The following is a 25,124-nucleotide window of genomic DNA, read 5'->3' on the forward strand; positions in this document are numbered from 1 at the left end:
GCTATGGTCCAGCCCGGGCGACCCGTCCCCTTCCCGTTCAGCCGGGGTGGCCACCCCGGCTGAACGGTCCTTTATCGCTCAACGCGACAAAAAAATCATAAGACAAGCCCTCAGTATGCGTGCGGGTGGCTTGGTGGTGAGCGCGCGGCGGGCCGGCAATGATGCTGGTGGAGTTTTCAGCGGCGGTCCTGCGCCAGGATTTCGGGTTCCTTGTCCGACCATATCGGCGTTGCCGGCTCGTGGGTCGGCTCCCGTTGCAACAGCCAATGCTGGAGGCATTGGCCGGGCATCGTGGGAACATGGTGGAGGACGAGCCTGAAGGCTTCGCCGCCTCCGACCGTCACCCGGTCGGGCAGGTCGAAGAGCGGCAGCGTGCCGGGCGCGCTTATGGTCAATCCTCCCGGATCGGTCGCCAGGTCGTACCGGGTCGGCTGGAACCGGCGGCCTGTGCGCGGAACCATTGCATGTGCGGGTGGGTGAATGCCGCGTGGCAGATGTCGAGATTGTTCTCGATCGGCATGATTGCTTCACAGGCGAGCGCCGTTGCGCCTTGCAGCCAAGTATAACGATCGAACCCCTGGATCGGCAGCGGTTGCCCTGTCGGTGCGCCCTGACCCGTCCATACCCAGACATAGCCGGCGCGATCGGCCGTGGGGTAGGTGCGCGCTGGCGCCGTCTTGACCGGCTGTTCGGGACGCAGGGAGGGGATGTGCCGGCAGCGCCCCGTGCCGTCGAACCGCCAGCCATGATAGGCGCAGGCGATCAGGCCCTGGGATACCGTACCGAGCGACAGGGCGACGCCGCGATGCGGGCAGCGTTTCACGGTCGATGCTGCCATGCGCGCTCAGATGCCGGCGGGCGCGACCGATCAGCGACAGGGTTTCACGGATGCGCGCCTGCTGTTCTGTCAAGGCTTCGGCCTGAAGGTCCAGCATGGCTGCGAGATCGGGTTGCCCTGCGGCAAACATTTCAGCAATGCGGGCAATCGTCAGGTCGAAGCGTCGCAGCAGGAGGACGAGGTGAAGCCGCTCGCACTCCGCCTGACCGTAAGTCCGCCAGCCATGACCGTTCCGCACCGGCCGGATCAGCCCCGCTTCCTCGTAGACACGGAGGGCTTTTACCGTCACCCCGAAGCGGCGGGCGACGGCGGCCGCTCCGTCTGGAAAGGGTGACGCCATGGAGTGATTTTTTGCCATGGAGTCGGTGGTAAGGTCATCCTCAGGGGATGACGCAAGCTGTTTCTTGCGATGGGTTTCGCATGTTCCTGGTTCGGGCGATGGGCTCTTAGTGGATGAAGAGTGAGGCCAGCAGACAGAAGACCAGGCCCAGTACCGCGATCAGGGTCTCGACGACCGACCAGGTCTTGATGGCCTGGCCGACGGTGAGGCCGAGATATTCCTTGATCTGCCAGAAGCCGGCATCGTTCATCGGGCCCAGGGCGACCGAGCCGGCGCCGGTGGCCAGCACCATCAGTTCAGGCGACGTGCCGTGGCTGTGCAGCAGGATCGGGCCGACGATGCCCGATGCGGTGCTCATGGCCACGGTGGCCGAGCCCGCCGCGACGCGGACCACCACCGCCACCAGCCATGCCAGCACCAGCAGCGGCACGTGCGCGCCCACCGCGACATCGGTGATGGCCTTCGACACGCCGCTGTCGATCAACTCGCGCCCGAAGCCGCCGCCGGCGCCGACCAGCAGCATGATCAGCGCCGTAGGGCCGAGACATTCGGTGGTGAAGTGCAGGATCGTCTCACGCGAGAAGCCGCGCGCCAGGCCGAGCACGTAGAAGGACAGGACCGTGGCCAGCAGCAGGGCGATGTCGGTATTGCCCACGAAATGCAGGGCGGTGTTCGGCATGCTGCCGGGAGGCGTGACCAGGTCGGCGGCCGAGCCCAGCAGCATCAGCAGCACCGGCGCCAGGATGGTCAGCACCGTGGTGAGGAAGGGCGGCATGTCGGTTGGCCGGTCCTTGCTGGCGAACTGCTCGGCCAGTGCGGCCTCGCCTTCCAAACGGATGTGCGGCGTGATGAAGCGGGCATAGACCGGGCCGGCGAGGGCTGCGATCGGCGTACCGATGATCACGCCCCAGAAGATCGTGCGGCCGGTATCGGCATGATATGCCGCCAGCGCCAGCAGGGTGGCCGGATGCGGCGGGACCATCGCATGGGTGACGGAGAGCGCCGCCGCCATCGGCAGCGCTACCAGCAGCAGGGGCGTGGATGTGCGCCTGGCCAGGGTGAAGGCCAGCGGGATCAGCAGCACGAAGCCGACCTCGAAGAATACCGGCAGGCCGATCAGCAGGCCGATGACCATCATGGCCCAACTGATGCGCTTTTCACCGGCCAGGCGGGTGATGGTGAGAGCAATCTGGTCCGCGCCGCCGGATTCGGCCAGCATCTTGCCCAGCATGGTGCCCAGCGCGATGACGGTTGCGATATGGCCGAGCACATGGCCCGCGCCTTCTTCGAACGAGGCGATGGCCTTCTGGGGCGGCATGCCGGCGCAGATCGCCAGCAGAATAGAGACGCAGACCAGCACGATGAAGGGATTGAGCTTGTAGCGCCCGATGAGGAGCACGACCGCACCAATCGCCGCGGTCGCTAGGGAAATTGCCAGAATTGGGGACATTGGACCGCGTCTGTAGTGAATGTGAACGTGTATCAGCACGGAACGGATGCACGATTGTCAATGGTTTCGCTTTCATATCCGGGAGAGGTGGATCGGTTCACTGTCCGGGCATTTTTTTTCTTCGCGGGGCGGCGTGGCATGGTGTCTGGCCATGCGTGTGGATTTGGTTCCATAACGGAGCGATTTCCCTGCTTCGCGGTGCCGGGATCGGGTTTGCATGGAACGACACAGGTCAGATAGGGCGGGAGACAACCCGCCTGGACGCCCCGCCGGGCGCCGAATCCGGGAAAGGACACCATGACATGACAGCGGATCAGAGGAAGGTACCCCAGCCGGCAGTGGGGCAGCCAGCAGCGGGCGAGACGGCGACGGGGCTGGCGGCGGGCGGGTCGCATGCGGCCGCGCGGGCGGTGGTGGTCGGCATTCTGGCGGCGATGGCCGGTCTGATGTTCGGGCTGGATACCGGCGTGATCGCCGGGGCGCTGGGCTTTATCGGCGATGAATTCCATGCCGCCGCCCGGACGCAGGAGTGGATCGTCTCGTCGATGATGGCCGCCGCCGCGCTGGGGTCGGTGGTGGCGGGGCGCATCTCGTTCCGGCTGGGGCGGCGGCGGGCGCTGCTGGCGGCGTCGCTGCTGTTCGTCGTGGGCTCCGGGTTGTGCGCGCTGGCGCCGTCGGTGGCGGTGCTGATCGTCGGCCGGGTGCTGCTGGGGCTCGCCGTCGGGATCGCTGCGTTTGCGGCGCCGCTCTATATCTCGGAAATCTCGCAGGAATCGGTGCGTGGGGCGATGATCTCGTTCTACCAGCTCATGGTCACGCTCGGCATCTTTCTCGCCTATGTCACCGACAGCCTGCTCGCCTATGGCGGGCACTGGCGCTGGATGCTGGGGCTGATGGCGGTGCCGGCGGCGCTGTTCTGTGCCGCCTGCCTGTTCCTGCCCGACAGCCCGCGCTGGCTGATGATGCGGGGCGAGCGGAGCCGGGCCAGCCAGGTGATGCGGCTGCTGCGCGTGAGCCCGGCGGAGGCCGATGCGGAAATCCGCGACATTGCGCAGGAACTGAAGCGGGGAGGGAGCAACGGGCTGGCGTTCTTCCGCAGCAACCCGAACTTCCGCCGCTCGGTGCTGCTGGGGGTGGCGTTGCAGGTGATGCAGCAGGTCACCGGCATCAACGTGCTGATGTATTACGCGCCGAAAATCTTCCAGGCCGCACATTTCGGCGTGTCCGCCGCGACCTGGGCCACGGCGCTGATCGGGCTGGTCAACATGGCCGCGACCGGTCTCGCCATTGCCTTCATCGACCGCTGGGGGCGGCGCCCGCTGCTGGTGCTGAGCTGCGCGATCATGACCGCCGCGATGCTGATGGCCGGTGGACTGGCCGCGATCGGCGGGGAGTCGACGCTGATCCTTGGGGGCATGGTGGTGGCGCTGCTGCTGTTCGTGGCCGGGTTCGCCATCGGGGCGGGGCCGATGGTGTGGACGCTGTGTTCGGAGATCCAGCCGCTGCGGGGACGCGATTTCGGCATTGCGTGCTCCACCTTCACCAATTGGGCGGCCAACTGGCTGGTCAGCAACATTTTCCTGAGCGTGATGGCGGCGCTGGGGCAGAGCTGGACCTTCTGGCTGTTTGCCATCATGAACGGTGTGTTCATCCTGATCACCCTTGCCTACGTGCCCGAGACCAGGGGCGTGTCGCTGGAGGAGATCGAGGCGCGGCTGATGGCGGGCCGTCGGCTGCGGGATCTGGGACGATAGGGCGGGGCGACGGCGATGATACTGCGCGGGGACGAAATACAGGATATCGCGACGGCGACCGGCCCGATGCGGCTGCATGTGCTGCGCCCGGCGGCGGAAGGGCGCTTTCCCGGCGTGGTCCTGTTTTCCGAGATCTATCAGGTGACGGCGCCGATTCGCCGGCTGGCCGCGATGGTCGCCGGGATGGGCCATGTGGTGGCGGTGCCGGAAGTCTATCACGAATACGAGCCGGCCGGCTGCGTGCTGGCCTATGACACGCCGGGGACCGATCGCGGCAATGCGCTGAAATATGCCAAGCCGCTGGCGGCCTATGACGACGATGCCCGTGCGGCCGTGGCGTGGCTGGCGGCGCATCCGGCCTGCACCGGGCGGATCGGGACGATGGGGGTGTGCCTGGGCGGGCATCTGGCGCTGCGGGCGGCGATGAACCCCGCCGTGCAGGCGGCGGCGTGCTTCTATGCCACCGACATTCATTCCGCGTCGCTGGGCGAGGGGCGCGCCGACGATACCCTGTCGCGGCTGGACGAGATTGCCGGCGAGGCGATGATGGTTTGGGGACGGCAGGACCCGCATGTGCCTTTCGCGGGGCGGCAGACGATCCGTGCGGCGTTGGAGGGGGCCGGGGTTCGGCACGAATGGTACGAGGTGAATGGCCAGCATGCCTTTCTGCGTGACGAGGGGCATCGGTTCGACCCTGCGCTGTTCCTTCAGGCCATGGGATGGGTTCAGGCGCTGTTCGCCCGTGCCCTGCGGGCGGACTGAGCGGCCATGACGGGGAAAACCCTGCACGAAGGCGAGGGGCTTTACGGTCTGCCCAGGGCGCTGGCGATGTTCGCCGTGGCGCTGTCGGTCCTGCTGTCGGTGCTGGATTATGCCATCGCCAACGTTGCGTTGCCGACGATCGCGCAGGATATCCATGCCAGCCCGTCTTCGTCGATCTGGGTGATCAACGCCTATCAGATGGCCTGTTTGGCGACGCTGCTGCCGCTGGCCTCGCTGGGGTCGCGGCTGGGCTTCGCGCGGCTGTGCCGGATCGGGCTGGCGACGTTCGTGGTGGCGTCGGTGTTCTGCGCGATGTCGCATACGCTGCTGGAGCTTGCGCTGGCCCGCGCGCTTCAGGGCATCGGCGGCGCGTGCATCATGAGCGTGAATATCGCGCTGGTGCGCTTCATCTACCCCCATGCCGAGATCGGCAAGGGCATCGCGCTGAACGGGGTGGTGGTGGCGACGGGTGTGGCGTTGGGGCCGACCATTGCCTCGGCGGTGCTGTCGGTGGCGGACTGGCCGTGGATTTTCCTGATCAACCTGCCGCTGGGCGGGGCGGCGATGGTGGCGGCACTGGTTTATCTGCCCGTCACGCCGCGCAGCCTGTCGTCATTCGACCTGCCCAGCGCAGCCCTGAACGTGGTGGCCATCGGCTGTCTGGTGGTCGGGCTGGACAGTCTGGCGCATCGCAGCGGCCCGGTGGTGGCGGTGTGGCTGCTGCTGATCGGCGGCGCCGCGTTCTTCCAGCTCGCGCGGCGGCAGACGGGGCGTTCGGACCCCATGCTGCCGCTGGACCTGCTGGCGGCGCCGGATTTCCTGATCGCGTTCAGCGTCGGCTCGCTGGCGTTCGTGGCATCCAATTTCTTCATCATCTCCATGCCTTTTACGCTGGAGACGGTGCTGCATCGCTCGGCGGTGGCGACCGGGCTGCTGATCACGCCTTGGCCGGTAGGCATCGTTGCGATCTCGCCGCTGGTCGGGCGGCTGGCGGACCGGGTGCCGGCGGGCATTCTCTCGTCGATCGGGCTGTGCGTGACGGGGACGGGCTTCCTGCTGCTATGCCTGCTGCCGGCGGATGCCGGGAATTTGGACATCGCCTGGCGGATCGCCATCGCCGGGATGGGATTCGGAATTTTCCAGGCGCCGAACAATCGCGCGATGATGGTGGCGGCGCCGCGTGGGCGCTCGGGCAGCGCCAGCGGCATGGTCTCGGTCGCGCGGCTGTGGGGGCAGACGATGGGGGCGATGTTCGTGGCCCTGACCTTCGGCTTCGTCCGTCATGATCCGACGCTGCGTTGCCTGGAACTGGCGGCGGCCTGCGCCTATGGGGCGGCGCTGATCAGTTCCAGCCGCCTGGTGCGCGAGCGGCATCGGGGCGGCTGAGAAGCTGTTTGCATGGTTACACCGTGCCGGCGTGTTCTCCGTGCCCGGTGTTGCAGGCATCTGGGCTGCTCCGCCCGGATGCGCGACAAGATCCGCCAGCCATGCTGCCTTCCGGCACGCACGCTCGGCAGGATGAGTGTTTGAGCAGCCTCTGACCATAAAGGCCAGTTGCTGGCATCTGGGGTTGCTCCCGCTTGCCAGCCTACTTTTTCGGTCAGGCTGTGAGAACGTGATCGGAATTTGAGCAATTGTTTGAATTCATGAATATGACGCTGGCGCGGCGTGGGTTTTCGGTCAATCTTGTGCGGAATGTAATTTTCTATTTCGAGAGCTGGACTATCTGATGCGTCTGCCGCGCGTTTTGTTGCCTGCATCGCGTCGTCGCCTTGCGACGCAGGCCGAAGGCGAACCCGAGCGCAGCGGTGAGGACGGCGGCCCACGCCATCGCAGGCGGTTTCAGCAGCTTTATCGTCTGAATGGCTTCAATAGTTTCCTGGCGCGTGTCGGCATGGCGTTCGATCCTGCATCGGACGAAACCGCCATATTGAGTGCGGCGTGTGAGGCCGCGACCCGGAATGCGCGGCTGCGGGCGGCCTTTATCGCCCGGCCGGATGCGCAGGGGGCGTTTCATCTGCTCGCGGAAAGTGGGCCGGTCGTGCAATTGCATGATCCTGTTTTTTCCGCCCGCCCGGACATGGCGGGACGGTACGGTCTTGTCGGGCGTGTCTGGCATGGGGGGCAGCCGGTCTTTTGCGCCGATGTGGCGCGGGAGGACGCGTTGCTGCCCTGGCGGGCGCGGATGCGGGAACTGGGGGTGCGATCGTGCGCGGTGCTGCCGCTGTGGCGCGGTGGCGAGGTCTGGGCCGTGTTCGGCGTTTATGACGGGCAGGCGGATGCGTTCGATCCCGCGATCTCGACGATCTTGCTGGAGGCGGCGACCAGCCTTTCGCGTGGGCTGAAGACGCTTGACGAGCGGCGACTGAAGGCCGCCCAGATCGACCGGGCACAGGTGGGGATCGTGCTGCTGCGCGATGCGCGCATCCATGCCGCGAACAGCTTTGCCGCCGGTCTTGCGGGTTGTGCGCCCGATGGCCTGCATCACGCGCCAGCGGAACGCATTGTGGGTGGCGATGAAGCCCGGCTGGAGCAGGCGCGGGCGCAATTGCGGGAGACGGGTCGGGCCAGGCTCTCCGGTGTGCCGCTGCCCCGGCCGGACGGGCATGACCTGATTGCCGATCTTTCCGCCGTGGCGTTGGACGATACGCCGAGTGCGGACTCGGTGTGGACGATGGAGGACGTGACCGGGCGCGATGAAACGGAGCGTTTGTACCGCGCGCTGATCAATGCCGTCTCCGCCATGCTGGCCGCCGAGGACGAGGCGGAAAAATGTCGTGCCGTGTGCGAGACGCTGGTGGATGGCACGCTGTTCAATGCCGTGTGGCTCGTGCGGCCCGACCTGTCCGGCCGGATGGTGGTGCGGGCGCACGCGGGCCGGGGCGGAGACATGATCGCCCGGCTGAACTGGCGGATCGATCAGGATTCCGGCCCCCTGCCGGTGACGGTGCGGGCCTGGCAGAACGCGTGTCTGGTCCATACCAATGATATGGCGACCGATCTTGTCGGGATCCCGGGATATGGGACGGTGATGCGCTACGGATGGCGCGCCGTGCTGTCGGTTCCAGTACTGCGGAGTGGGCAGATCTGGGCCGTGCTGACGCTCACGACGCTGCGGGCCAGCGGCTTCGAGGACAAAAGCATCACGCTGTGCCGGCGGCTGGCGGAATTGCTGGGCCGGAGCTTCGATCGGCTGGATACCAGCCGCAATCTGGAACAGTTGCGGCAGGAGGAAGCGAGGCGGGCCCGGCGCGACGTGCTGACCGCGCTGCCCAACCGGCTGGCGCTGGAGGAATATCTGCCCAGGGCACAGGAACGGGCACGGGCACGCGGCATGTCCGTGGCAGTGGGGCTGATGGATCTGGACGGATTCAAATCCGTCAACGACACCTATGGCCATGCGGCCGGGGACAAGGTGCTGGTCGAACTCAGCCGGCGGTTATGGGAGGCGCTGCGCGAGAACGGCTATGTCGCCCGGCTGGGAGGCGACGAGTTCGTGGTCGTTCTGGAAAATCTCGACAAGGATACGGCGAGCGAGCAGGCCGCGGCGGAACTGGACCGTCTGTCGTCGGTCGTGGGAGAGCCGTTCATCCTGGAAGATGGGACCACCGCGAGGGTGGGGCTCGCCATGGGGGTGGCGTTTTATCCGCAGGACGGTGAAAAGCCGGAGACGTTGCTGCGCCAGGCCGATAACGCGATGTACCAGGTCAAGCAGAGCCAGGAGCCGCGCGATGCCAACTGGCATTTCGCAGGAGCCCTCGACGAAGCGCGGATTCTCGATGATGAAGCGGCCGCGGACCTGTTGCCGATCACGCCCTACGGGGCGGTCGCCGCCGACCTGCTGGGGCAGGTGGCCGCGGTCGTCGCGCGGATTGGCGAGCGCATTCGCCAGGGTGTGATTCCGGCGCTGTGGCAGAAAAGCGGCGGCGCAGCGGTGCTGGCTAATCTGACGGCCGAGCAGCATGAGCGCCTGACCGAGCGCGAGGTGAAGCATCTGGAATTCGTGGTCGCGCCCGCGATCGTCCGGGAGGACCTGCTCGGGGAAGCGCGGAGGCTGGGTTCGATGTATGCCCTGTTCGGCGTCGATCCGGTCGTGTTCGTCGCCGAACAGGGCTTCTACCTACGCCTGCTGCTGGCGGAGATGGAAGCCGGCGGCATGGACGGCGATGACCGCTATCGCGTGCAGCAGATCGTCGAAGCCCGCTATCGGGATGATCGCAGGATGCGGCGCATGATCGCGCAGCGGGTGCGCAAGGCCTATATCGCCGCCCTCTCTGACGAGATGCCCGGCGGCGCGTGGAGCGCGATCAGTAACGACGCGCTGACCGCGCTTGCGAAACTGCCCGGTATTCAGTCGGCATTTCTGATGCGCCCCAACGCGGCGGGAGAACTGGTCGCGCAGACCATTGCCGGAACCTGTGCCACGGTGCTGGACGAGGCGCTGCTGCGTAGCGAGGTGCGGCCCGTGATTGCCGCCAATGCGCGCCGGGGCAGCTTTATCGGCGCCCAGGCATGGCGCACGGGTGCGTGGCAGAGTTGTCCGTCGGTCGAGCTGGATGGTGCCATGGCACCGTGGCATGCGCTGATGGCCAATCTGCGGATCCATTCGGCCATGAGCGTGCCGATCCGGCGCCTCGACGGGACGACGGCGCTGGTGTTGACCCTGTTCGGTGCATGCCCCAACCAGTTCGAATCCGCCGACATGCGGCAGTTCATCGTTGGATTGCAGGAAAAATGGGAACGCTTGTGGCGGGATGGGCAGGACATTTCCGACGCGCGTGCGGCCCGCCTGCGCGAGCGCCTGTTCTCCGGGGGGCTGCGCATGTTCATGCAGCCCGTCATCGACCTGCGCACCGGGCAGTTGCTGAAGGTGGAGGCGCTGGCGCGGCTGCAGGATGCCGACGGCACCATCCTGCCGCCCGCGACCTTTCTGGCATTGCTGGGGCATGATGAACTGGACCGACTGTTCCAGTTCGGGCTTGAGCAGAGCCTGTCATGGCTGCGGTCGTGGGACGGCAAGGGTCTGTCGACCGAAATGTCGGTCAATCTGCCGCCATCCTGTCTGTCGAACACCAATGTGTTGCGCATGGTCGACGACATGCTGAACCGTCACGATATCGCCCCCCGCCGGCTGACGCTGGAAGTGCTGGAGACCCAGGGCCTCGATTCCGCCAAGCAGAAGGCGGCGCTGCGGGATTTCCGCTCCAGGGGCGTGCAGATGGCCATCGACGATCTCGGGGCCGGCCATAGCACGCTGCTGCGGCTTTCCGCGGCGCCCTTCGACTGCATCAAGGTGGATCAGGGCCTGTTGCGCTATGTCCGCGACGTGCCCTTGCAGGTCTTCAGCGTGATCCGCTCGCTACGGGAAATGGGCCGTGATCTGCACAGCCAGGTGGTGGTGGAAGGGCTGGAAGATGCCGACATGATCGAGGCGATCCGTCATCTTGGCTGCCGGTACGGGCAGGGGTTCGGCATCGCCCGGCCCATGCCGCCAGATGATTTCCTGGACTGGCATCGTGCCTATGCGGAGCGTGATCCGGGCCGCGACCGGGTGGAAGAGGACAGCGAAATCCGCAGCGTTCTCGGTGCGCTGGCCTGGCTGTGGACGGCTACGCGCGACTGCCCGCCATTGGGGCAGTTCGCGTTCGGGGACGGACCGCTGACGCGATGGCTGGAACGGTTGGGTCGCGACGATGCCGAGGCAGCGCGATGGTACCGCATCTGTTCCGCCGGCCCGGTGCCGGAGGAGATGGCGCGCGACATGCGGGACTGGCTGGAGGACCGCGTGGTCAACGCCGCGCGCGGATGAGGAGCGGTGCGGGCCGATGGTGCAGGAAGTGTGTGTCGGATCGTCGCCTGCGCCTGTTTCCAGGCGGATCAGGGGGTGACGCGGTAGAGGGTGGTGCGTCTTGCGTCGCGGTCTTCGAGTTCGCGGGTGGTCGGGATGTCGCGGGTGATGATCGGGTGCAGACCGGCGCGGGGCAGGTAGGCGCGGCCGGGATCGGCGATCCAGACCTCGGCGGTGCGCGCGCACGCGCGCAGCCAGGGGAGAATATGCTCCGTCATCGGGTTTTCGTAGCAGACATCGCCGCACAGGATCAGGTCCCAGCGCGGCGTGGTGCCGACGAGGTCCTCGCCAGTGGCGGTGACGGCCACGCCGTTGGCGCGGGCGTTCAGCGTGATGGCGGCGACGGCCAGCGGGTCGATTTCGGCGGCCTCCACCATGCTGGCGCCGGCCCGTGCGCAGGCGATGGCGGCGACGCCGCAGCCCGCCGCGAAATCCAGCACCCGGCGGCCGGCGACCAGGGCGGGATTGTCCAGGATATGGCGGGCCAGCAACTGGCCGCCCGGCCAGGCGAAGGCCCAGAAGGGGGGCTCGATATCCTGCCGGGTCAGCCAGTCCTCGCTGGCCTGCCAGATCGGGGTGATCTCGGTGGCCAGGTGCAGCGTGATTTCGGGCACCAGCTGGGCGTGGGCCGGGCTGGTATTGGCGAGGATGAAGGATTCGGGATCGGGGCGGGTGCTCATCGGCCGGTCAGTCCGGCCAGGATGGCCAGGGCCACGGCCAGCCCCGTCTCGCGGTTGGAGCGGAACAGCATCAGGCAGCGGCGCGGATCGGTGCTGTGGAGATGCGCGACCTGCCAGGCCAGTGCGATGGCGGGCAGCACCATCGCCACCCAGAAGCCGATGGTGCAGCCAGCCAGCCAGCCCGCCAGAAGCAGGGCGGCCACGGCCAGCCCGTAGCAGGCCCCGACGAACTGGCGGGGTTGGCCCGCCCATAGGCGGGATGTCGATTTGACGCCGATGCGCGCGTCGTCCTCCATGTCCTGGAAGCCGTAGATGGTGTCGAAGCCGAGCTGCCACAGGACGGTGGCGGCATAGAGCGCCGCCCATGCGGTGTCGATCCGCCCGGCCGCCGCCGCGTAGCCCATCGGGGCGCCGAAGCCGAAGGTGAAGCCCATGACGAGCTGGGGCCACCAGGTGAAGCGTTTGGCCAGCGGATACAGCCCCACCAGCAGCAGCGAGCCCACGCCCAGCAGGCGGCAGAGCCCGTTGAGTTGCAGCAGGATGACCAGTCCGATCGCCAGCAGCAGGGCGAGGAACCAGGCGGCCTGGCGCATGCGCAGCGCACCGGAGGCCAGGGGGCGGCCCGCCGTGCGCGCCACCATCCGGTCGATATCGCGATCCCACATGTCGTTGACCACGCAGCCGGCCGACCGCATCACCACGCTGCCGATCCCGAACAGCAGCGCCAGCCGCAGGCGCTCGCCGGCCTCGACCCCGCCGGGCAGCAGGATGCCCCACAGGCCGGGCAGGAACAGCAGCCAGGTGCCGATGGGCCGGTCCAGCCGTGCCAGCAGCGCGTAAGGGCGCAGCGCCGCGGGCAGGCGGCTGATCCAGCCTGTTGTCCGGATGTCGGTATGGGGGAGCGGGGTCACGCTGGGGTCTCCGTCTGGACACGCGGGCACAATAGAGGCATCGGGAGCGGCTTGTGCCCGCGTGTGAATGGGGCGCGGGATGGAAGCGGTCAAGGGCCGGGTGCGGGAGGGCGCGTTCCCGGCCGGTCGGAGGTGGTGTCGTCATGAAGGATTGTCCTCGCCTGTTCGCCGATCCGGCCGGAAAGCCGCCGATGGAGGCGGATGCGGTGCGCGATCTGGAGCCGGGGCAGGCCCATTACCTTGGGACCGTGATGCGGCTGGCGCCGGGGGCGGAGGTCGCGCTGTTCAATGCCGGGGACGGGGAATGGCTGGCCAGTCTGGTGGCGGTGCGGCGCGACCGCGCGCAGGTGCGGCTGCTGCATCGCCGTCGCGCGCCCGAACCCGTATGCGGGCCGGTGCTGCTGTTCGCGCCGCTGAAACGCGATGCCACCGACATGGTGGTGCGCATGGGCACCGAACTGGGAGTGACGCGCTTCCTGCCCGTGCTGACCGAGCGCACCAATACGCATCGCGTCAATGTCGGGCGGCTGGAAGCCATTGCGATGGAGGCGGCGGAGCAGTGCGAGCGCCTGGACGTGCCGACGATCGGCGAGCCCGCGCGCCTGCCCGAGCAACTGGCGGCGTGGCCGGCCGGGAGCACCCTGTTCGTGGCGGCGGAGCGCGGCGGGCCGGATGACGGGGTAGGGGAGATCGACCGCGTGGCCGATGGCGACGGGCTGCTGGTCGGCCCCGAGGGTGGGTTTTCCGACGCCGAGCGGCGCATGTTGCGTGCGCGGCCGTTTGTCAGGATGATCACGTTGGGAAAACGGATCCTGCGGGCGGATACGGCGGCGGCATGCGGCCTCTCCCTGATGGGGGCTGGCTTCCGGCGCGCGTCTGGTGCAGATTCGCGCTAACCGACCGGTCGGTCGCATGGCTGCGGCGGACCCTTCCGTCGATCCGTTCTGTCTTTGAAGGCTTGTTCAGAAACGATGTCGAACCCCGGCGAGCAAGATACCACCCCTATTGAATCGATCGGCCAGTTGGCCGGGTTGCTGGCGGATGGGGGCAAGCCGCGCGAACGGTGGCGGATCGGCACCGAGCATGAGAAATTCGGCTTTGTCCTGCCGGCCGCCGCCGGGCCGGCGCGGGCGCCCTGGATGCCGCCGCCCTATGCACCTGACGGAATCGGCGAGGTCCTGACCGACCTGAACCGCCAGGATGGCGGCGGCAGATGGGAAGCGATCGAGGACAAGGGAAAGCTGATCGGGCTGAAGGGAATCGGCTCGGAACGCGGTGGGTCGGTGTCGCTGGAGCCGGCGGGGCAGTTCGAACTGTCGGGCGCGCCGCTGGCCAGCCTGCATGATACGAGCCATGAGATGGCCCGGCATTTCGAGGCGATCCGCCCCATCAGCCGCTCGCTGGGCATCGGCTTCGCGCCGCTGGGCTTCCACCCGATGGCGCGGCGCGCGGATATGCCGTGGATGCCCAAGAGCCGCTACGCGATCATGCGCAACTACATGCCCAAGGTCGGCACGCTGGGGTTGGACATGATGACGCGGACCTGCACCGTGCAGGTCAATCTGGATTTCGCCTCGGAAACCGACATGCTGCGCAAGCTGCGCGTGTCGCTGGCGTTGCAGCCGGTGGCGACCGCGTTGTTCGCCAATTCGCCGTTCTATGAGGGGAAGCCGAACGGGCTGCTCTCGAACCGTGCGCATGTGTGGACCGATACCGACAATGCGCGCTCGGGCATGCCGTTGGCTTTCTTCGATCCGTCATTCGGGTTCGAGGCTTATGTGGAATGGCTGCTGGATGTGCCGATGTATTTCATCGTGCGCGACGGGCAGATCCTGGATGTGGCCGGGCGGTCGTTCCGGGCGTGGATGAAGGGCGAGCGCCAGGAGGGGCTGGAGGGTCTGGTGCCGACCATCGGCGATTTCGAGGACCACATGACCACCGCCTTTACCGATGTGCGGCTGAAGCGCTTCCTGGAAATGCGCGGCGCGGATGCGGGGTCGCCCCAGATGATGCTGGCGCAGTCCGCGCTGTGGGTGGGCCTGCTGTATGACGATGCGGCGCTGACGGCGGCCGATGCGCTGGTGCGCGAGCGGGACTGGGCGGACTATGTCACGCTGCGTGCCGCCGTGCCGCGCCAGGGGCTGGACGCGCCCTGGGCCGGAGGGGTGGCGCGCGACCTGGCCGCCCGGATGGTGGCGATCGCGGCCGAGGGGCTGCGCGCGCGGGCGGTGACGGATGGCAACGGGCGGGACGAGAGCCATCTGCTGGCGCCGTTGCAGGCGATCGCGGCCGGCGCCCCGACCCAGGCCGAGCATTGGCTGGAGCGGTATCATGGCGCGTGGCAGGGCGATGTGAGCAGGATATTCGCCGAAGCGGCGGTTTGACCGGTCTCTGATTTGTTGTAGTCGATAACGCGAGTTATTCTCACGATATCGAAACGTCTTGTGTATGCCGGGAGAGTTCCGGCATACAGTTCCCATGCGCAAATTCACGACGCTGAACGATCGGGAGATCCTTGCCCTCGCCATTTCGAGCGAGGATGAGGACGCGCGGATCTATGCCGATTTCGCCTATGTGCTTCGGGAGAAATATCCCGACACCGCCAGTATATTTACGGATATGGCGCATGAGGAAAACGAGCACCGGCGCGATCTGATCGATCTGTATGTCGAGCGGTTCGGCCAGCATGTTCCGCTGATTCGCCGGCAAGATATCGCGGGCGTGATGGTGCGGCGGCCGGCCTGGCAGGTGCAGAGCCTGGGAATCGAGGCCGTGCGCCGGCATGCGTGCCAGATGGAGACGGACGCGGCGCGGTTTTATCGTCAGGCGGCGTTGCGCACGAATGATGCCGCCACGCGCAAATTGCTGGGCGATCTGGCGGTGGCCGAGGATCGGCACGAGCAGGCGGCGGGGGTGATCGAACTGAAGCGCCTGCCGGCCGGCAAGCGTGAAGACGAGGACGAGGACGCGCGGCGGCGCTTCGTGTTGCAGGTGATCCAGCCCGGTCTGGTTGGGTTGATGGATGGGTCGGTCTCCACGCTTGCGCCGGTCTTTGCCGCTGCCTTCGCGTCGCATCGGCCGTGGGAGGCTTTTCTGGTCGGGATCGCGGCGTCGGTGGGGGCCGGGATTTCCATGGGGTTTGCCGAAGCCTTGTCGGATGACGGCAAACTGTCGGGGCGCGGGGCGCCGGTACTGCGCGGATTGATCTGCGGGCTGATGACGACCGCCGGCGGGATCGGCCATACGGTGCCGTTCCTGATCGACCGGTTCCCGGTTGCCATGAGCGTGGCGATGGGGGTGGTCGTGGTCGAGTTGCTGCTGATTTCGTGGGTGCGGTGGCGGTATCAGGATACGCCGTTCGGCTCCGCCGTGGTGCAGATCGTGTTCGGTGGGGCGTTGGTATTTGCCGCCGGCATTCTGATCGGGTCGGCGGGGTGAGTCTTCTTCTTTTTCTGAAGAAAAAGAAGCAAAAAGACTTTTGATCCGTGCAGGGGCGTTGTGTGGCTCCAGTACACGGTTCCTTAACGAAACAGTTTTTTTCGTTCTCTTTTTAAAGAACATTTCCGTCGGGTCGGCGCCTTGATCTTGCCGGAATGATCGGGCAACGAAGTCGGGCTGGACCGGTGCCTGCGCGAGGTGTCGGCTGGCGACCTCCTGCGACCGACCGGGTGCCATGACGCGACCGAACCGCCTGCCTTTCCTGCCGACCCGTCTTGCGACCTGCCTGCTGGGCGGGTTGATGGCCGGGGCCTGTCTGCCTGTGGCCGCGCTGCATGCCCAGACGGCGGCCGCGACGCTCTCGACCGCCGATCGCGGGTGGGTGCAGCGTATTCAGACCTATCTGGACGGAATTACGACGCTGGAGGCGCAGTTCCAGCAACTGGCGCCGGATGGCAAGCGGGCCACAGGCACCGCTTGGCTGAACCGGCCGGGGCGGATGCGCTTCGAATATGACAAGCCGAGCCCGTTGTTGCTGGTGGCCAATCATGGTCAGGTCGTCTTCAATGACAGCCAGTTGGGCCAGACCACGACGCTGCCGCTGGACAAGACGCCGCTGGGGCTGCTGCTGCGCCCCGGCCTGCAACTGTCGGGCGACGTGACCGTTACGGCTTTCACGCATGCCAACGGGCTGGTGCAGGTTACGCTGGTGCGGACCGCCTCGCCGGGGGACGGGAGCCTGACATTGGTATTCCATGACAATCCATTGTCGCTGCGCTCGTGGAGTGTGGTGGATGCGCAGGGGCAGGCGACGCAGGTCGATCTGTTCAATGTCCGTCTTGGCGGCGGCCCGATGCCCGATGGGCTGTTCGATACGAATATTGGTGACCAGTAAGCGGGATGGATCGGCCGGGCATCGGGGGCTAGCGATGCGGGCCCTGGGAGCCGGCATCGCGGGCCAGTTCCAGCGCGCGGGCATAGACCGTGCGGCGCGGCAGGTTGATCGCGCCGGCGACCAGCGACGCCGCATCCTTGACCGACAGGGTGGCCAGTGCCGCGCGCAGCCGGTCGTCCAGATCGTCGGCGCCGCCGTCATCCTCGGCGGGCGGCCCCAGCAGGACGGTGATTTCCCCGCGTGCCCGATTGTCGGCGTACCAGGCGGCCAGTGTGGCGACCGGGCCACGCCGCACTTCCTCGAACCGTTTTGTCAGTTCGCGCGCCACGGCGGCGGGACGGTCGGCGCCGAAAATGTCGGCGAGGTCGGCCAGCATCTCGGCCAGCCGGTGCGGGGCCTCGTGCCAGATCAGGGTGGCGGACAGGCCGGCCTGCTCGGCGGCGCGCAGTCTGGCCAGCGTTTCGCGCCTTGCCGCCGTGCGCGGCGGCAGGAAACCCGAGAACATGAACGGATGCGGCGGCAGGCCGGACAGGGTCAGCGCCGTGATCGCGGCGTTGGGGCCGGGGACCGCCGTCAGCGTGATATCGGCCGCGATCGCGGCGCGGGCCAGGCGAAAGCCGGGGTCGGAGAGCAGAGGCGTGCCGGCGTCGGAAATGATGGCGATGCGGCGACCGCGTTCCAACTGGCCGATCAGGGCGGGAATGCGCTGCTGCTCGTTATGGTCGTGCAGGGGCTCGGTGCGGGTGGTGATGCCGCGCGCGGTGAGCAGGCGCGCGCTGGTGCGGGTGTCCTCGCACAGGATCAGGTCGGCTTGCGCCAGGGTGGCGGCGGCGCGGTCGCTGAAATCGCCGAGATTGCCGATGGGTGTGGAGACGAGAGTCAGCACGCCACGGCCGGGATGGCCGGTGGGAGGGGTGTCGTCTTCCTCTTCGGTGTGGGTTTCGAACGGGTCCTCCGTCGGAGGCGTGTCCTCGTGCGTGTCGGGGGCATGACGGGCGAGGTCGGCTCCGCTATGGGAAGATGGCGCAGGGCTGGAGGACGCGGCTTCATGAGGCGCGTGGAAAGGCAGGGACGAGGAAGATGAATCGGTCATTCGCAACCCGGATGCAGAAACAGCCCGTAGAGTCAGCCCGTCATGGCCTGTCTGGCAAGGCCGGACTGCTGCTGGTGGCCTCGTTGGCCGGTCTGGCCGCCTGCGCCGGCCCCGAGAGCGGCCCGACGACGGTGACCCCGCCGGTTCCGGCGGCAGTGGTGCCGGGGCGGACGGTGGGCGTGCTGCTGCCGCTGAGTGGCGGGAACGCACGGTTGGGTCAGGCGATGCTGTCGGCGACGCGCATGGCGCTGGGCAGCCCGACGGCGCCGCCGCTGGATATCCGCGACACGGGTGCCCCCGGTGGCGCCGGGGCGGCGGCGCAGGCGGCCCTTGCGAATGGTGACGGCGTGATCCTCGGGCCGCTGACGGCGGCCGAGACCGGGCAGGCTGCCGCGGTCTCCACCACGGCGTCGGTGCCCATGCTGGCCTTTACCAGCGATGTGTCGGTCGGTCGGCCTGGGGTTTGGGCGCTGGGGATCGCGCCGGAGCAGCAGGTCGAGCGGATGGTGATGGCGGCGCAGGCCGAGGGGCGGCAGCATTTTGCCGCCTTCCTGCCCGAGACGGCGCTGGGCCGGGCGATGGGCCGGGCGCTGACACGGAATTGCGCGGCGCGGGGCCTGGCCGTGCCGCAGATCGTCTATCATGCCGACAGCCCGGCCAGCATCACGCAGGGGCTGAAGACCCTTTCCAATTTCGACGTGCGCGCGATGGCGGCGCAGCCTGCCGCCCAGGCCGCGTTGCCGCCTGACGCGGCCGCGGCGGTCGATCCGGTGGGGGGCGCGGTGCAGCAGGCGCAGCCGGCGCCCGCACCCTCGCGGCTGGGGCCGCCGCCCTTCGATGCGCTGCTGCTGGCCGATACCGGGCTGCAACTGGCGTCGGTGATCGAGGCGCTGCAATCGTTCCAGGTGATCGGCGTGCCGCCGGTGCCGGGTGCGGTGGCGACGGCCGATGGGGCCGCGCCTGCGGCGGCGCCGGTGAATGCCGGCCTGCCGCCGGTGCGAATCCTGGGGACGGCGCTGTGGGCGTCATTCGCCGGCAAGCTCGGCCAGTTGCAGGGCGCATGGTACGCGGCGCCCGACCCGACGGCGCGGCAGCGGTTCGTCCAGCTTTACATGGCGCGCTATCACACCATGCCGACGCCCCTGAGCGATCTGGCTTATGACGCCTCGGCACTGGTTGGGGCGCTGGATCGCGCGCGGCCGGCGGACAGGCCGAACGGCTACACGGTCGAAGCCCTGACGCGGCCGGATGGATTTTCGGGGGTGGATGGCGTGTTCGGGCTGACACCGGATGGTCAGACACGCCGGGATCTGGCGATTTTCCAGATCCAGCCAGCGGGAGGCGGGCGGATTGTCAGTCCCGCGGCGGGCCGTCTGGCGCGGGAACAGAGCTGACGGGCAGAAAAGCGGCGGCGGTCAGGCCGCCGCAGTCGCGCCGCAGGCCAGGACGGGGCGGATTGCGTAGAGCGCCGCTTCGAAGGTCTTGAAGGTGCCCAGACGGTGGTCGCGCAGATTGTCGACCAGAACCCAGTTCATGCCCTCGGGACGCAACAGATAGGCCGGATCGGCGTTCTCACGTACCCAGACCAGCACATGCTCGATCGGGCCGTTGCCGGAGCGGGGGGAAACATCGACGTCGCACAGTCCCATACAGGTTCCGGCGTCGAGCCAGCGCATCAGATATTCCCGATGGCGGGGCAGGAAATTCGCGCGCAGCGAAACGACGTTGTCGGTGGAGAAAGTGGTCGCCTTCAGGGTCATCGTCGCGGGCATCTGTCATGTCCTCGGAGTATGGGCGGAACGGGGGAACGCTAGTGCGCGGTGCCGGGCATTGCCAAATTGAATCTGGTGGAAGTCGCCACTCAAAAAGGCAGAAGTTCGGACATGTGGCAAAAAAGCAATGATTTGTTGCAGGAAAGACCTAATTTTAGGCACGAAATGGTGCATATGATCGTAACGTAATCAGCGAACAGACGCGGGCTTCATTTCTTTGTCACATTTCTGGCGTGGATTGCCTATGATTGAAGCGATTGTGAGACGAATCTGCCCGCGATCGACCCTGCTTGGAGCGGGGATCGGAATGGGCGCATGGCCTGTGGGTCAGGTGTAGGAGGATTTGGGCCAGCGGCGATGCAGCCACAGCCAGGTGCCGGGGCGGGCGCGGACCCAGCGTTCCAGCCGGTCGTTGACGGCCTGCGTCAGGGCCAGGATGTCGGTCTGCCGGTCGCCGCTGTCGGGCAGGGCGAGCGGGGGTTCGACATGGATGCGCAGGCGGGCCGGGCCAAGTCGCTCGACATAGCCGGGGATGACCGGGCAGCGATAGCGCAGGGCCATGGCGGCCAGGGCGGGGGCGGTCATGGCCGGGTGGCCGAAGAGCGTCGCCTCGATGCCGTCATTCATCTTCTGGTCGACCAGCATGCCCAGCCGGCCGCCGCGCGCGATATGGGCCAGCGCGCCGCGCGCGCCGCGCGCGCCCTTGGCGAACATGGGCACCGTCTCGCCCATTGCCGCTTCGCGTAGCGCGCGGATCAAGCCGTCGACCAGCGGATTGCCGGCGGCGCGGTAGAACGAGGCGAAGGGCAGCCCGTGGCGGGCCACGCCGGGCGGCAGCATCTCCCAGTTGCCGATATGGCCGGACATGAAGATCACCGGGCCGCCGCGCGCGACCTGCGCCGCCAGATGTTCGGCCCCGACGACATCCCAGCCCGGCCCCGATGTCGGGTTTTCCGGCAGGGCGGCGATATGCGGGAACTCGCCGACCGTGCGGCCCAGATTGTCCCACACCGCGCGGATCACCGCCCGGCGGGCGGAGGCGTCCAGTTCCGGCATGGCCAGGCGCAGATTGGCGTCCGCGATGCGCGAGACCGGCAGGCGCGGGCCGATGATGCGGCAGACGGCGCCGCCGGCGTTCGAGGCACCGACCGGACCCAGGCGGCGCAGCACTGCCAGGGCTGTGCGCGCTGCCAGGGCTTCCAGCCGCATCAGCCGGGTGACGGGGCGGGTTTCGTCGCGGGGCGTGCTCATGAGGTGCTGTTTTCCGGTCTGCCTGCCAGCCATTGGTCCAGCAGCCGTTCCGGAGTGGCTGGGTCGGACCATGCCAGCCCGACGCCGATGCTCAGGACCTGGGCCTGCATGGTTTCGGGCAGGCGCGCGGCATCTTTCGGCGTGGTCAGCAGCGCCGCGCCGTGGGTGGTGGCCAGGCCCCGCAGGCGATTCAGGTCGCGGGGGGTGTAGGGGTGGTGATCGGCGAAGGGGACGCAGGCCGCCGGTGCGATGCCCTGTTCGCGCAGGCCGTCGAAGAATTTTTCCGGGCGGCCGATGCCGGCGAAGGCGATGGCGGGGCGGCCGGCCAGCAGGGCTGTTGGGTCCTGCATCGCCAGGCTGGCGTGCAGGATCGGCAGGTGGCCGGGCAGGTGAGTGAGGGCGCCGGTGTGGTCGTCGCCGATCAGGATCGCGGCTTGGGCGCGGGCGGCGCCGGTCGCGACCGGTTCGCGCAGGGGGCCGGCGGGGATGACGCGGCCGTTGCCGAAGCCGCTGGCGCCGTCGATGACCAGCAGTTTCATGTCCTGAAAGAGGCTGGGATTCTGGAAACCGTCGTCCATGAGCAGGCAGTCCGCGCCTTCGGCGAGCGCGGCCCGGGCGCCGGTCGCGCGGTCGGCCGAGACGTGGGTGGGGGCGAGGGCGGCCAGCAGGAGGGCTTCGTCGCCCACATCGGTGGCGTCGTGGCGGGTGGGATCGACCCGCAGCAGGTCGGCGCGGCGGCGGCCGTAGCCGCGTGTCAGGATATGGACGCGCCGGCCGCGCGCGATCAGCCGGGTTGCCAGATCCAGCACCAGTGTCGTCTTGCCCGCGCCGCCGGCGGTGAGGTTGCCGCAGCACAGGACCGGGATCGGGGCGCGCCAGCCGGGTTGGCGCAGGCGGCGCGCGGTGGCCCGCGCGTAGAGGGCAGCGGCGGGGGTCAGAAGCCGGGCCGGCCAGCCGCCATCCGCCGCGTACCAGAAACGCGGGGCGCGCATCAGCGTGCGTCCATCAGGGCGAGCAGGCGTGTGGCCAGACGGTTGGGAAGGGTGGAATCGGCGTGGGTCGCCGCTGCGGCCTGTTGCCCGGCCCCGGCGCGGCGGGCGGGGTCGGCCAGCATTGTTTCCACCCATTTGGCGAGGGCGTCGGCATCGGGCACGATCTGTACCGCATTGCCCAGGCGGGTGAAGGCGTCGAGGAAGTTTTCCGTCTCGGGGCCGGTGGCCAGCGTGGCGCCGAAGCGGGCCGGCTCCAGCGGGTTGTGGCCGCCGCGCCGGCCGGGGCCGGGCAGGCTGTTGCCGATGAAGACGATCGGCACCGCCTGGTAGAACAGGCCCAGTTCGCCCAGCGTATCGCAGATCCAGAAGGCATCGTCCGGGCCAGGTTCCTGCCCGGCCGCGCGGCGGGGGGCCTTGTCCAGGCCCTCGGCGATGGCCGGGCCGCGCTCGGGGTGGCGGGGGACGATGACGGTCAGCAATGTGGGGTAGCGGGTGCGGATCTGCCGGGCGGCCTTGGCGATATCCTCTTCCTCGCCTTCATGCGTGGCGGCGGCCAGCCAGACGGGGCGGTGGGCGAGGAGCGTGCGGACATGGGCGAGTGCCGCCGGGTCGACCGGCAGGGGGCCGGCGGCGTTCTTGAGGTCGCCCGGCGTGTCGATCCGTTCGGCGCCCAGGGTCCGGAACCGGGCGGCGTCGCGATCGGAACGGGCAGCGATCCAGGCGAAGCGGCCCAGCATGCGCGCGGCCAGGCCGGGCACGCGGCCCCAGCCGGCCCGCGCGCGGTCGGACAGGCGCGCGTTCAGCAGGGCCAGCGGGATGCCGTGGCGGTGGCAGGACTCGATCAGGTTGGGCCAGAGTTCGCTTTCGGTCAGGGCGGCGGCGTTCGGGCGCCAGCGGCGGAGGAAGCGGCCGATCCAGCGGGGGACATCCAGCGGGATGAACTGATGGATTACCCGCGTGCCGCCTTCGATGTCGGCCAGCCGCTGTTTCAGCAGGGTGGCGGCGGTGACGGTCGCGGTGGTGACCAGCACATGCAGGCTGGCATCCTGGGCCAGCAGGTCCGCGATCACGGGCAGGATCGACAGGGTTTCGCCCACGCTGGCGGCGTGCAGCCAGACCAGTTTGCCGGGAGGGCGGGGCTGTGTGGTCAGGCCCATGCGCTCGCGCTGGCGGCCGCGTATTTCCTTGCCACGGGCGAGGCGGCGGTGCAGCAGCAGCGTCAAGGCCGGGGCCAGCAGGGTGGCCAGTCTGGCCCAGAGCCGTTGCGCCGCGCGGGCCGGGGCGGGGGCCGCGGCGTGCATGGCCGCATCGAGGGCCGTGGCGAGGGTGGCGCGGGCTGTGTCCTGATCCGCACGGGTGACGGTGATCGGCGCGCCGCAGACGATCCGGCCGCGTCCGAACGGCAGGGGGAGCATCATGCGGTCCCAGCCGCCCAGCCGCCAGTGCGCGCACCAGCCGCCCACCGGCACGATCGGGGCGCCGGACAGGCGGGCCAGGCCGATCGTGCCCTGTTCGACCTGCCGGCGCGGGCCGCGCGGGCCGTCGGGGGTGATGACGACGGGCTCCCCGCTCCGGATCAGGGCCAGTAATTGGCGCAGGGCTGCGGCGCCGCCCTTGTCCTTGCCCTTGCGGTCGGTCGAGCCGGCGATGGTGCCCGCACCCCAAGGGGCGATGATGTCGGCGATCAGCCGGCCGTCGCGATTGCGGCTGATCAGGACGTGCGGCCGCATGGCGGGGTTGCGGGTGAGGGACCGGCGGAGCAGGGCCGGGGTGAGGGCCAGCGTTTCGTGCCAGAAGGCCACCAGCACGGAATGGTCGCCCTGCCCGGTCAGGAGCGGCTCGGCATCCGGGTGGATGTCGAAAGTCCAGCGTGTGGTGCCGATCGCCAGTCGCAGATAGGACCGCAGCAGCACGATCGCCGCCGGGCGGGCCGTCCAGGAAAGGCGTCGGGTCATCCGTCTGGCGGTAGCATGGGTGTGCCGTGGGTGGAAGAGGGGAGACGGGCGGGTGGGCGGGCGACGGCGGAGAGGGTGGGAAGGGTTATGGAGCGGGGTGCGCAAAGGGGCGTGCAGGGTATCTGGAGAGGCGCGCGCATGATATGGTGCGCATGGTTCATTTTGGTTCGCGAACGGCGAGCCGGAGACATGACGGGCATGCGTGGCGTCGCTGGATTCGTTCTCTTTGTCTGCCTTCTTTCATGTGTGCGGATGCCCGTCGCTCTGGCGACGGATTGGGCGGCGCGGATGGTCGAACATGATGTCGCGCCGCAGGATACGGACCCGGCCATCCGGAAAACCGATGCCAATAATGTGGCGGCCTATCTGCCCGATACGGGGGAGAGCGGTCGGCTTCTGGTCTTTTTCGGGGGCGCGCCGTCTCTGCGCCGCTCTCCGACCATTCCGTTTCTGGCCGATGCGCTGACGCGGCATTATCGGGTGCTGATGGTCGATTACACGTATAATCCGCCCGGTGTGCAACTCTGCTCCAGCGGGCGGGACCCTTGCTTCGAACAATACCGCTACGCGAAGATTTTCGGCGGGGCGCCGATGCCGGGTCTGAGCATCGCGCCCTCGGAAGGGCTGGTGTCCCGGACGGCGGCCATGCTGCGCTATCTCGCGCGTGAATGGCCGGCGGAACATTGGGATCGCTACCTCGAAAACGGGCAGCCGCGCTGGGGCGACATGACCGTGAGCGGATTTTCGCAGGGGGCCGGGCTGGCGGCGTTTCTGGCCACGCGGATTCCGGTCGGGCGTGTCGTTCTGCTGTCCAGCCCCTGGGATCATTACCAGCAGACGGGGAGCCTTGCTGCGTGGCTGTCCGGCCCGTCCGCCACGCCGGGCGTGCGCTGGTGGGGCATGTATTCGGCGCATGAGGCGCAGGCACCGTGGATGGCAAAGACCTATGCGGCCCTGGGTCTGGCACCCGACCATATCCGCATCGTGACGGATGCCGCGCAATGTGCGCCGCGACCCGGCGTGTTCATGCCCAACCATTGGGCGGTCGCGGAACTGGGATGTACCCCGCGCGACGAGGCGGGGCGTTTCCTGGAACAGCCTTTATGGGATGCGGTTCTCGGCTCCGGTGGCTGATGAGGGCTGGC

Annotated in this window: 20 protein-coding genes and 1 pseudogene; 10 read left to right on the forward strand and 11 right to left on the reverse strand. The window is 68.1% G+C overall.

Annotated elements, in window-relative coordinates; translation table 11 throughout:
- Nucleotides 1-176: 176 nt before the first annotated feature.
- The 4 genes and pseudogenes from HLH25_RS18465 to HLH25_RS18480 all read right to left on the reverse strand — a co-directional run bounded on the left by HLH25_RS18465 (nucleotide 177) and on the right by HLH25_RS18480 (nucleotide 2,628).
- Nucleotides 177-395, reverse strand: a complete 219-nt coding sequence (locus HLH25_RS18465; RefSeq protein WP_182975475.1) for a hypothetical protein — start codon at nucleotides 393-395, stop codon at nucleotides 177-179.
- Nucleotides 392-838, reverse strand: coding sequence for a Rieske 2Fe-2S domain-containing protein (locus HLH25_RS18470; protein ID WP_182975476.1), 447 nt, complete (start codon nucleotides 836-838; stop codon nucleotides 392-394). Before HLH25_RS18470 ends, HLH25_RS18465 begins: the two co-directional genes overlap by 4 nt.
- A 181-nt stretch (nucleotides 839-1,019) precedes the next feature.
- A pseudogene (locus HLH25_RS20800) lies at nucleotides 1,020-1,196 on the reverse strand (MerR family transcriptional regulator); the annotation flags it as partial.
- Nucleotides 1,197-1,284: 88 nt separating this feature from the next.
- Nucleotides 1,285-2,628: a GntT/GntP/DsdX family permease gene (locus tag HLH25_RS18480; protein ID WP_182975477.1), complete on the reverse strand. Its 1,344-nt coding sequence runs from the start codon at nucleotides 2,626-2,628 to the stop codon at nucleotides 1,285-1,287.
- Between the two features lie 302 nt (nucleotides 2,629-2,930).
- Between HLH25_RS18480 and HLH25_RS18485 the strand changes: the two genes are divergently transcribed.
- The 4 genes from HLH25_RS18485 (at nucleotide 2,931) to HLH25_RS18500 (ending at nucleotide 10,953) form a co-directional block, all read left to right on the forward strand.
- On the forward strand, nucleotides 2,931-4,382 hold the full coding sequence (locus tag HLH25_RS18485) for a sugar porter family MFS transporter (RefSeq protein WP_182975478.1): 1,452 nt from the start codon (nucleotides 2,931-2,933) through the stop codon (nucleotides 4,380-4,382).
- Nucleotides 4,383-4,397: 15 nt separating this feature from the next.
- Nucleotides 4,398-5,144: a dienelactone hydrolase family protein gene (locus HLH25_RS18490; RefSeq protein ID WP_182975479.1), complete on the forward strand. Its 747-nt coding sequence runs from the start codon at nucleotides 4,398-4,400 to the stop codon at nucleotides 5,142-5,144.
- A 6-nt stretch (nucleotides 5,145-5,150) separates the two neighbouring features.
- Nucleotides 5,151-6,530: an MFS transporter gene (locus HLH25_RS18495; RefSeq protein ID WP_182975480.1), complete on the forward strand. Its 1,380-nt coding sequence runs from the start codon at nucleotides 5,151-5,153 to the stop codon at nucleotides 6,528-6,530.
- Nucleotides 6,531-6,873: 343 nt separating this feature from the next.
- Nucleotides 6,874-10,953, forward strand: a complete 4,080-nt coding sequence (locus HLH25_RS18500; RefSeq protein ID WP_182975481.1) for an EAL domain-containing protein — start codon at nucleotides 6,874-6,876, stop codon at nucleotides 10,951-10,953.
- A 68-nt stretch (nucleotides 10,954-11,021) separates the two neighbouring features.
- Here HLH25_RS18500 and HLH25_RS18505 read toward each other — a convergent pair whose 3' ends face one another.
- Together HLH25_RS18505 and ubiA are read right to left on the reverse strand one after the other, a co-directional pair.
- Nucleotides 11,022-11,672 (reverse strand): class I SAM-dependent methyltransferase, encoded by a 651-nt coding sequence (locus HLH25_RS18505; RefSeq protein WP_182975482.1) that lies wholly within the window; start codon nucleotides 11,670-11,672, stop codon nucleotides 11,022-11,024.
- A complete protein-coding gene (gene ubiA / locus HLH25_RS18510) occupies nucleotides 11,669-12,583 on the reverse strand; it encodes a 4-hydroxybenzoate octaprenyltransferase (protein WP_310889147.1) in 915 nt (304 codons plus the stop codon). Before ubiA ends, HLH25_RS18505 begins: the two co-directional genes overlap by 4 nt.
- A 143-nt stretch (nucleotides 12,584-12,726) precedes the next feature.
- On the opposite strand from ubiA, the gene HLH25_RS18515 reads away from it, so the two are divergent.
- The 4 genes from HLH25_RS18515 (at nucleotide 12,727) to HLH25_RS18530 (ending at nucleotide 16,916) form a co-directional block, all read left to right on the forward strand.
- Nucleotides 12,727-13,479: a 16S rRNA (uracil(1498)-N(3))-methyltransferase gene (locus tag HLH25_RS18515; RefSeq protein ID WP_182975484.1), complete on the forward strand. Its 753-nt coding sequence runs from the start codon at nucleotides 12,727-12,729 to the stop codon at nucleotides 13,477-13,479.
- A gap of 75 nt (nucleotides 13,480-13,554) precedes the next feature.
- The gene (locus tag HLH25_RS18520) at nucleotides 13,555-14,967 is read left to right on the forward strand and encodes a glutamate--cysteine ligase (protein ID WP_182975485.1); all 1,413 of its coding nucleotides are present in this window, start codon (nucleotides 13,555-13,557) and stop codon (nucleotides 14,965-14,967) included.
- A 94-nt stretch (nucleotides 14,968-15,061) separates the two neighbouring features.
- Nucleotides 15,062-16,021 carry an iron exporter MbfA gene (gene mbfA / locus HLH25_RS18525; RefSeq protein WP_182975486.1) on the forward strand — a complete coding sequence of 320 codons (960 nt, stop codon included), beginning with the start codon at nucleotides 15,062-15,064 and terminating at the stop codon, nucleotides 16,019-16,021.
- 235 nt (nucleotides 16,022-16,256) lie between these two features.
- Nucleotides 16,257-16,916 carry a LolA family protein gene (locus HLH25_RS18530; RefSeq protein ID WP_114728528.1) on the forward strand — a complete coding sequence of 220 codons (660 nt, stop codon included), beginning with the start codon at nucleotides 16,257-16,259 and terminating at the stop codon, nucleotides 16,914-16,916.
- A gap of 28 nt (nucleotides 16,917-16,944) precedes the next feature.
- On the opposite strand, the gene rsmI is transcribed toward HLH25_RS18530, so the two are convergent.
- Entirely contained in the window at nucleotides 16,945-18,009 is a 1,065-nt protein-coding gene (gene rsmI / locus HLH25_RS18535; RefSeq protein WP_246402731.1) for a 16S rRNA (cytidine(1402)-2'-O)-methyltransferase, read from the reverse strand.
- Between rsmI and HLH25_RS18540 the strand changes: the two genes are divergently transcribed.
- Nucleotides 17,997-19,403, forward strand: a complete 1,407-nt coding sequence (locus tag HLH25_RS18540) for a penicillin-binding protein activator (protein ID WP_182975487.1) — start codon at nucleotides 17,997-17,999, stop codon at nucleotides 19,401-19,403. The genes rsmI and HLH25_RS18540 overlap by 13 nt on opposite strands.
- Nucleotides 19,404-19,424: 21 nt before the next feature.
- On the opposite strand, the gene HLH25_RS18545 is transcribed toward HLH25_RS18540, so the two are convergent.
- The 4 genes from HLH25_RS18545 to HLH25_RS18560 form a co-directional block, all read right to left on the reverse strand.
- On the reverse strand, nucleotides 19,425-19,781 hold the full coding sequence (locus tag HLH25_RS18545; protein WP_114728532.1) for a hypothetical protein: 357 nt from the start codon (nucleotides 19,779-19,781) through the stop codon (nucleotides 19,425-19,427).
- 327 nt (nucleotides 19,782-20,108) lie between these two features.
- Nucleotides 20,109-21,032, reverse strand: coding sequence for a lysophospholipid acyltransferase family protein (locus tag HLH25_RS18550; protein ID WP_182975488.1), 924 nt, complete (start codon nucleotides 21,030-21,032; stop codon nucleotides 20,109-20,111).
- The gene (gene lpxK / locus HLH25_RS18555) at nucleotides 21,029-22,024 is read right to left on the reverse strand and encodes a tetraacyldisaccharide 4'-kinase (protein ID WP_182975489.1); all 996 of its coding nucleotides are present in this window, start codon (nucleotides 22,022-22,024) and stop codon (nucleotides 21,029-21,031) included. The genes HLH25_RS18550 and lpxK overlap by 4 nt, the downstream gene beginning before the upstream one ends.
- A complete protein-coding gene (locus HLH25_RS18560) occupies nucleotides 22,024-23,979 on the reverse strand; it encodes a glycosyltransferase N-terminal domain-containing protein (protein WP_182975490.1) in 1,956 nt (651 codons plus the stop codon). The genes lpxK and HLH25_RS18560 overlap by 1 nt, the downstream gene beginning before the upstream one ends.
- 252 nt (nucleotides 23,980-24,231) lie before the next feature.
- Between HLH25_RS18560 and HLH25_RS18565 the strand changes: the two genes are divergently transcribed.
- Entirely contained in the window at nucleotides 24,232-25,113 is an 882-nt protein-coding gene (locus HLH25_RS18565) for a BPSS1187 family protein (RefSeq protein ID WP_182975491.1), read from the forward strand.
- The last annotated feature ends 11 nt before the right edge of the window (nucleotides 25,114-25,124 follow it).

This window comes from Gluconacetobacter dulcium (genome assembly GCF_014174165.1).
GTDB lineage: Bacteria > Pseudomonadota > Alphaproteobacteria > Acetobacterales > Acetobacteraceae > Gluconacetobacter > Gluconacetobacter dulcium.

Coding starts and splice junctions, on each gene's coding strand:
- HLH25_RS18530 (WP_114728528.1), top strand. CDS start 16,257: ATGACGCGACCGAACCGCCTGCCTTTCCTGCCGACCCGTCTTGCGACC.
- HLH25_RS18550 (WP_182975488.1), bottom strand. CDS start 21,032: ATGAGCACGCCCCGCGACGAAACCCGCCCCGTCACCCGGCTGATGCGG.
- HLH25_RS18515 (WP_182975484.1), top strand. CDS start 12,727: ATGAAGGATTGTCCTCGCCTGTTCGCCGATCCGGCCGGAAAGCCGCCG.
- HLH25_RS18565 (WP_182975491.1), top strand. CDS start 24,232: ATGCCCGTCGCTCTGGCGACGGATTGGGCGGCGCGGATGGTCGAACAT.
- HLH25_RS18470 (WP_182975476.1), bottom strand. CDS start 838: ATGGCAGCATCGACCGTGAAACGCTGCCCGCATCGCGGCGTCGCCCTG.
- mbfA (WP_182975486.1), top strand. CDS start 15,062: ATGCGCAAATTCACGACGCTGAACGATCGGGAGATCCTTGCCCTCGCC.
- HLH25_RS18485 (WP_182975478.1), top strand. CDS start 2,931: ATGACAGCGGATCAGAGGAAGGTACCCCAGCCGGCAGTGGGGCAGCCA.
- HLH25_RS18480 (WP_182975477.1), bottom strand. CDS start 2,628: ATGTCCCCAATTCTGGCAATTTCCCTAGCGACCGCGGCGATTGGTGCG.
- HLH25_RS18490 (WP_182975479.1), top strand. CDS start 4,398: ATGATACTGCGCGGGGACGAAATACAGGATATCGCGACGGCGACCGGC.
- lpxK (WP_182975489.1), bottom strand. CDS start 22,024: ATGCGCGCCCCGCGTTTCTGGTACGCGGCGGATGGCGGCTGGCCGGCC.
- HLH25_RS18505 (WP_182975482.1), bottom strand. CDS start 11,672: ATGAGCACCCGCCCCGATCCCGAATCCTTCATCCTCGCCAATACCAGC.
- HLH25_RS18540 (WP_182975487.1), top strand. CDS start 17,997: ATGAATCGGTCATTCGCAACCCGGATGCAGAAACAGCCCGTAGAGTCA.
- HLH25_RS18500 (WP_182975481.1), top strand. CDS start 6,874: ATGCGTCTGCCGCGCGTTTTGTTGCCTGCATCGCGTCGTCGCCTTGCG.
- HLH25_RS18495 (WP_182975480.1), top strand. CDS start 5,151: ATGACGGGGAAAACCCTGCACGAAGGCGAGGGGCTTTACGGTCTGCCC.
- rsmI (WP_246402731.1), bottom strand. CDS start 18,009: ATGACCGATTCATCTTCCTCGTCCCTGCCTTTCCACGCGCCTCATGAA.
- HLH25_RS18520 (WP_182975485.1), top strand. CDS start 13,555: ATGTCGAACCCCGGCGAGCAAGATACCACCCCTATTGAATCGATCGGC.
- HLH25_RS18560 (WP_182975490.1), bottom strand. CDS start 23,979: ATGACCCGACGCCTTTCCTGGACGGCCCGCCCGGCGGCGATCGTGCTG.
- HLH25_RS18545 (WP_114728532.1), bottom strand. CDS start 19,781: ATGCCCGCGACGATGACCCTGAAGGCGACCACTTTCTCCACCGACAAC.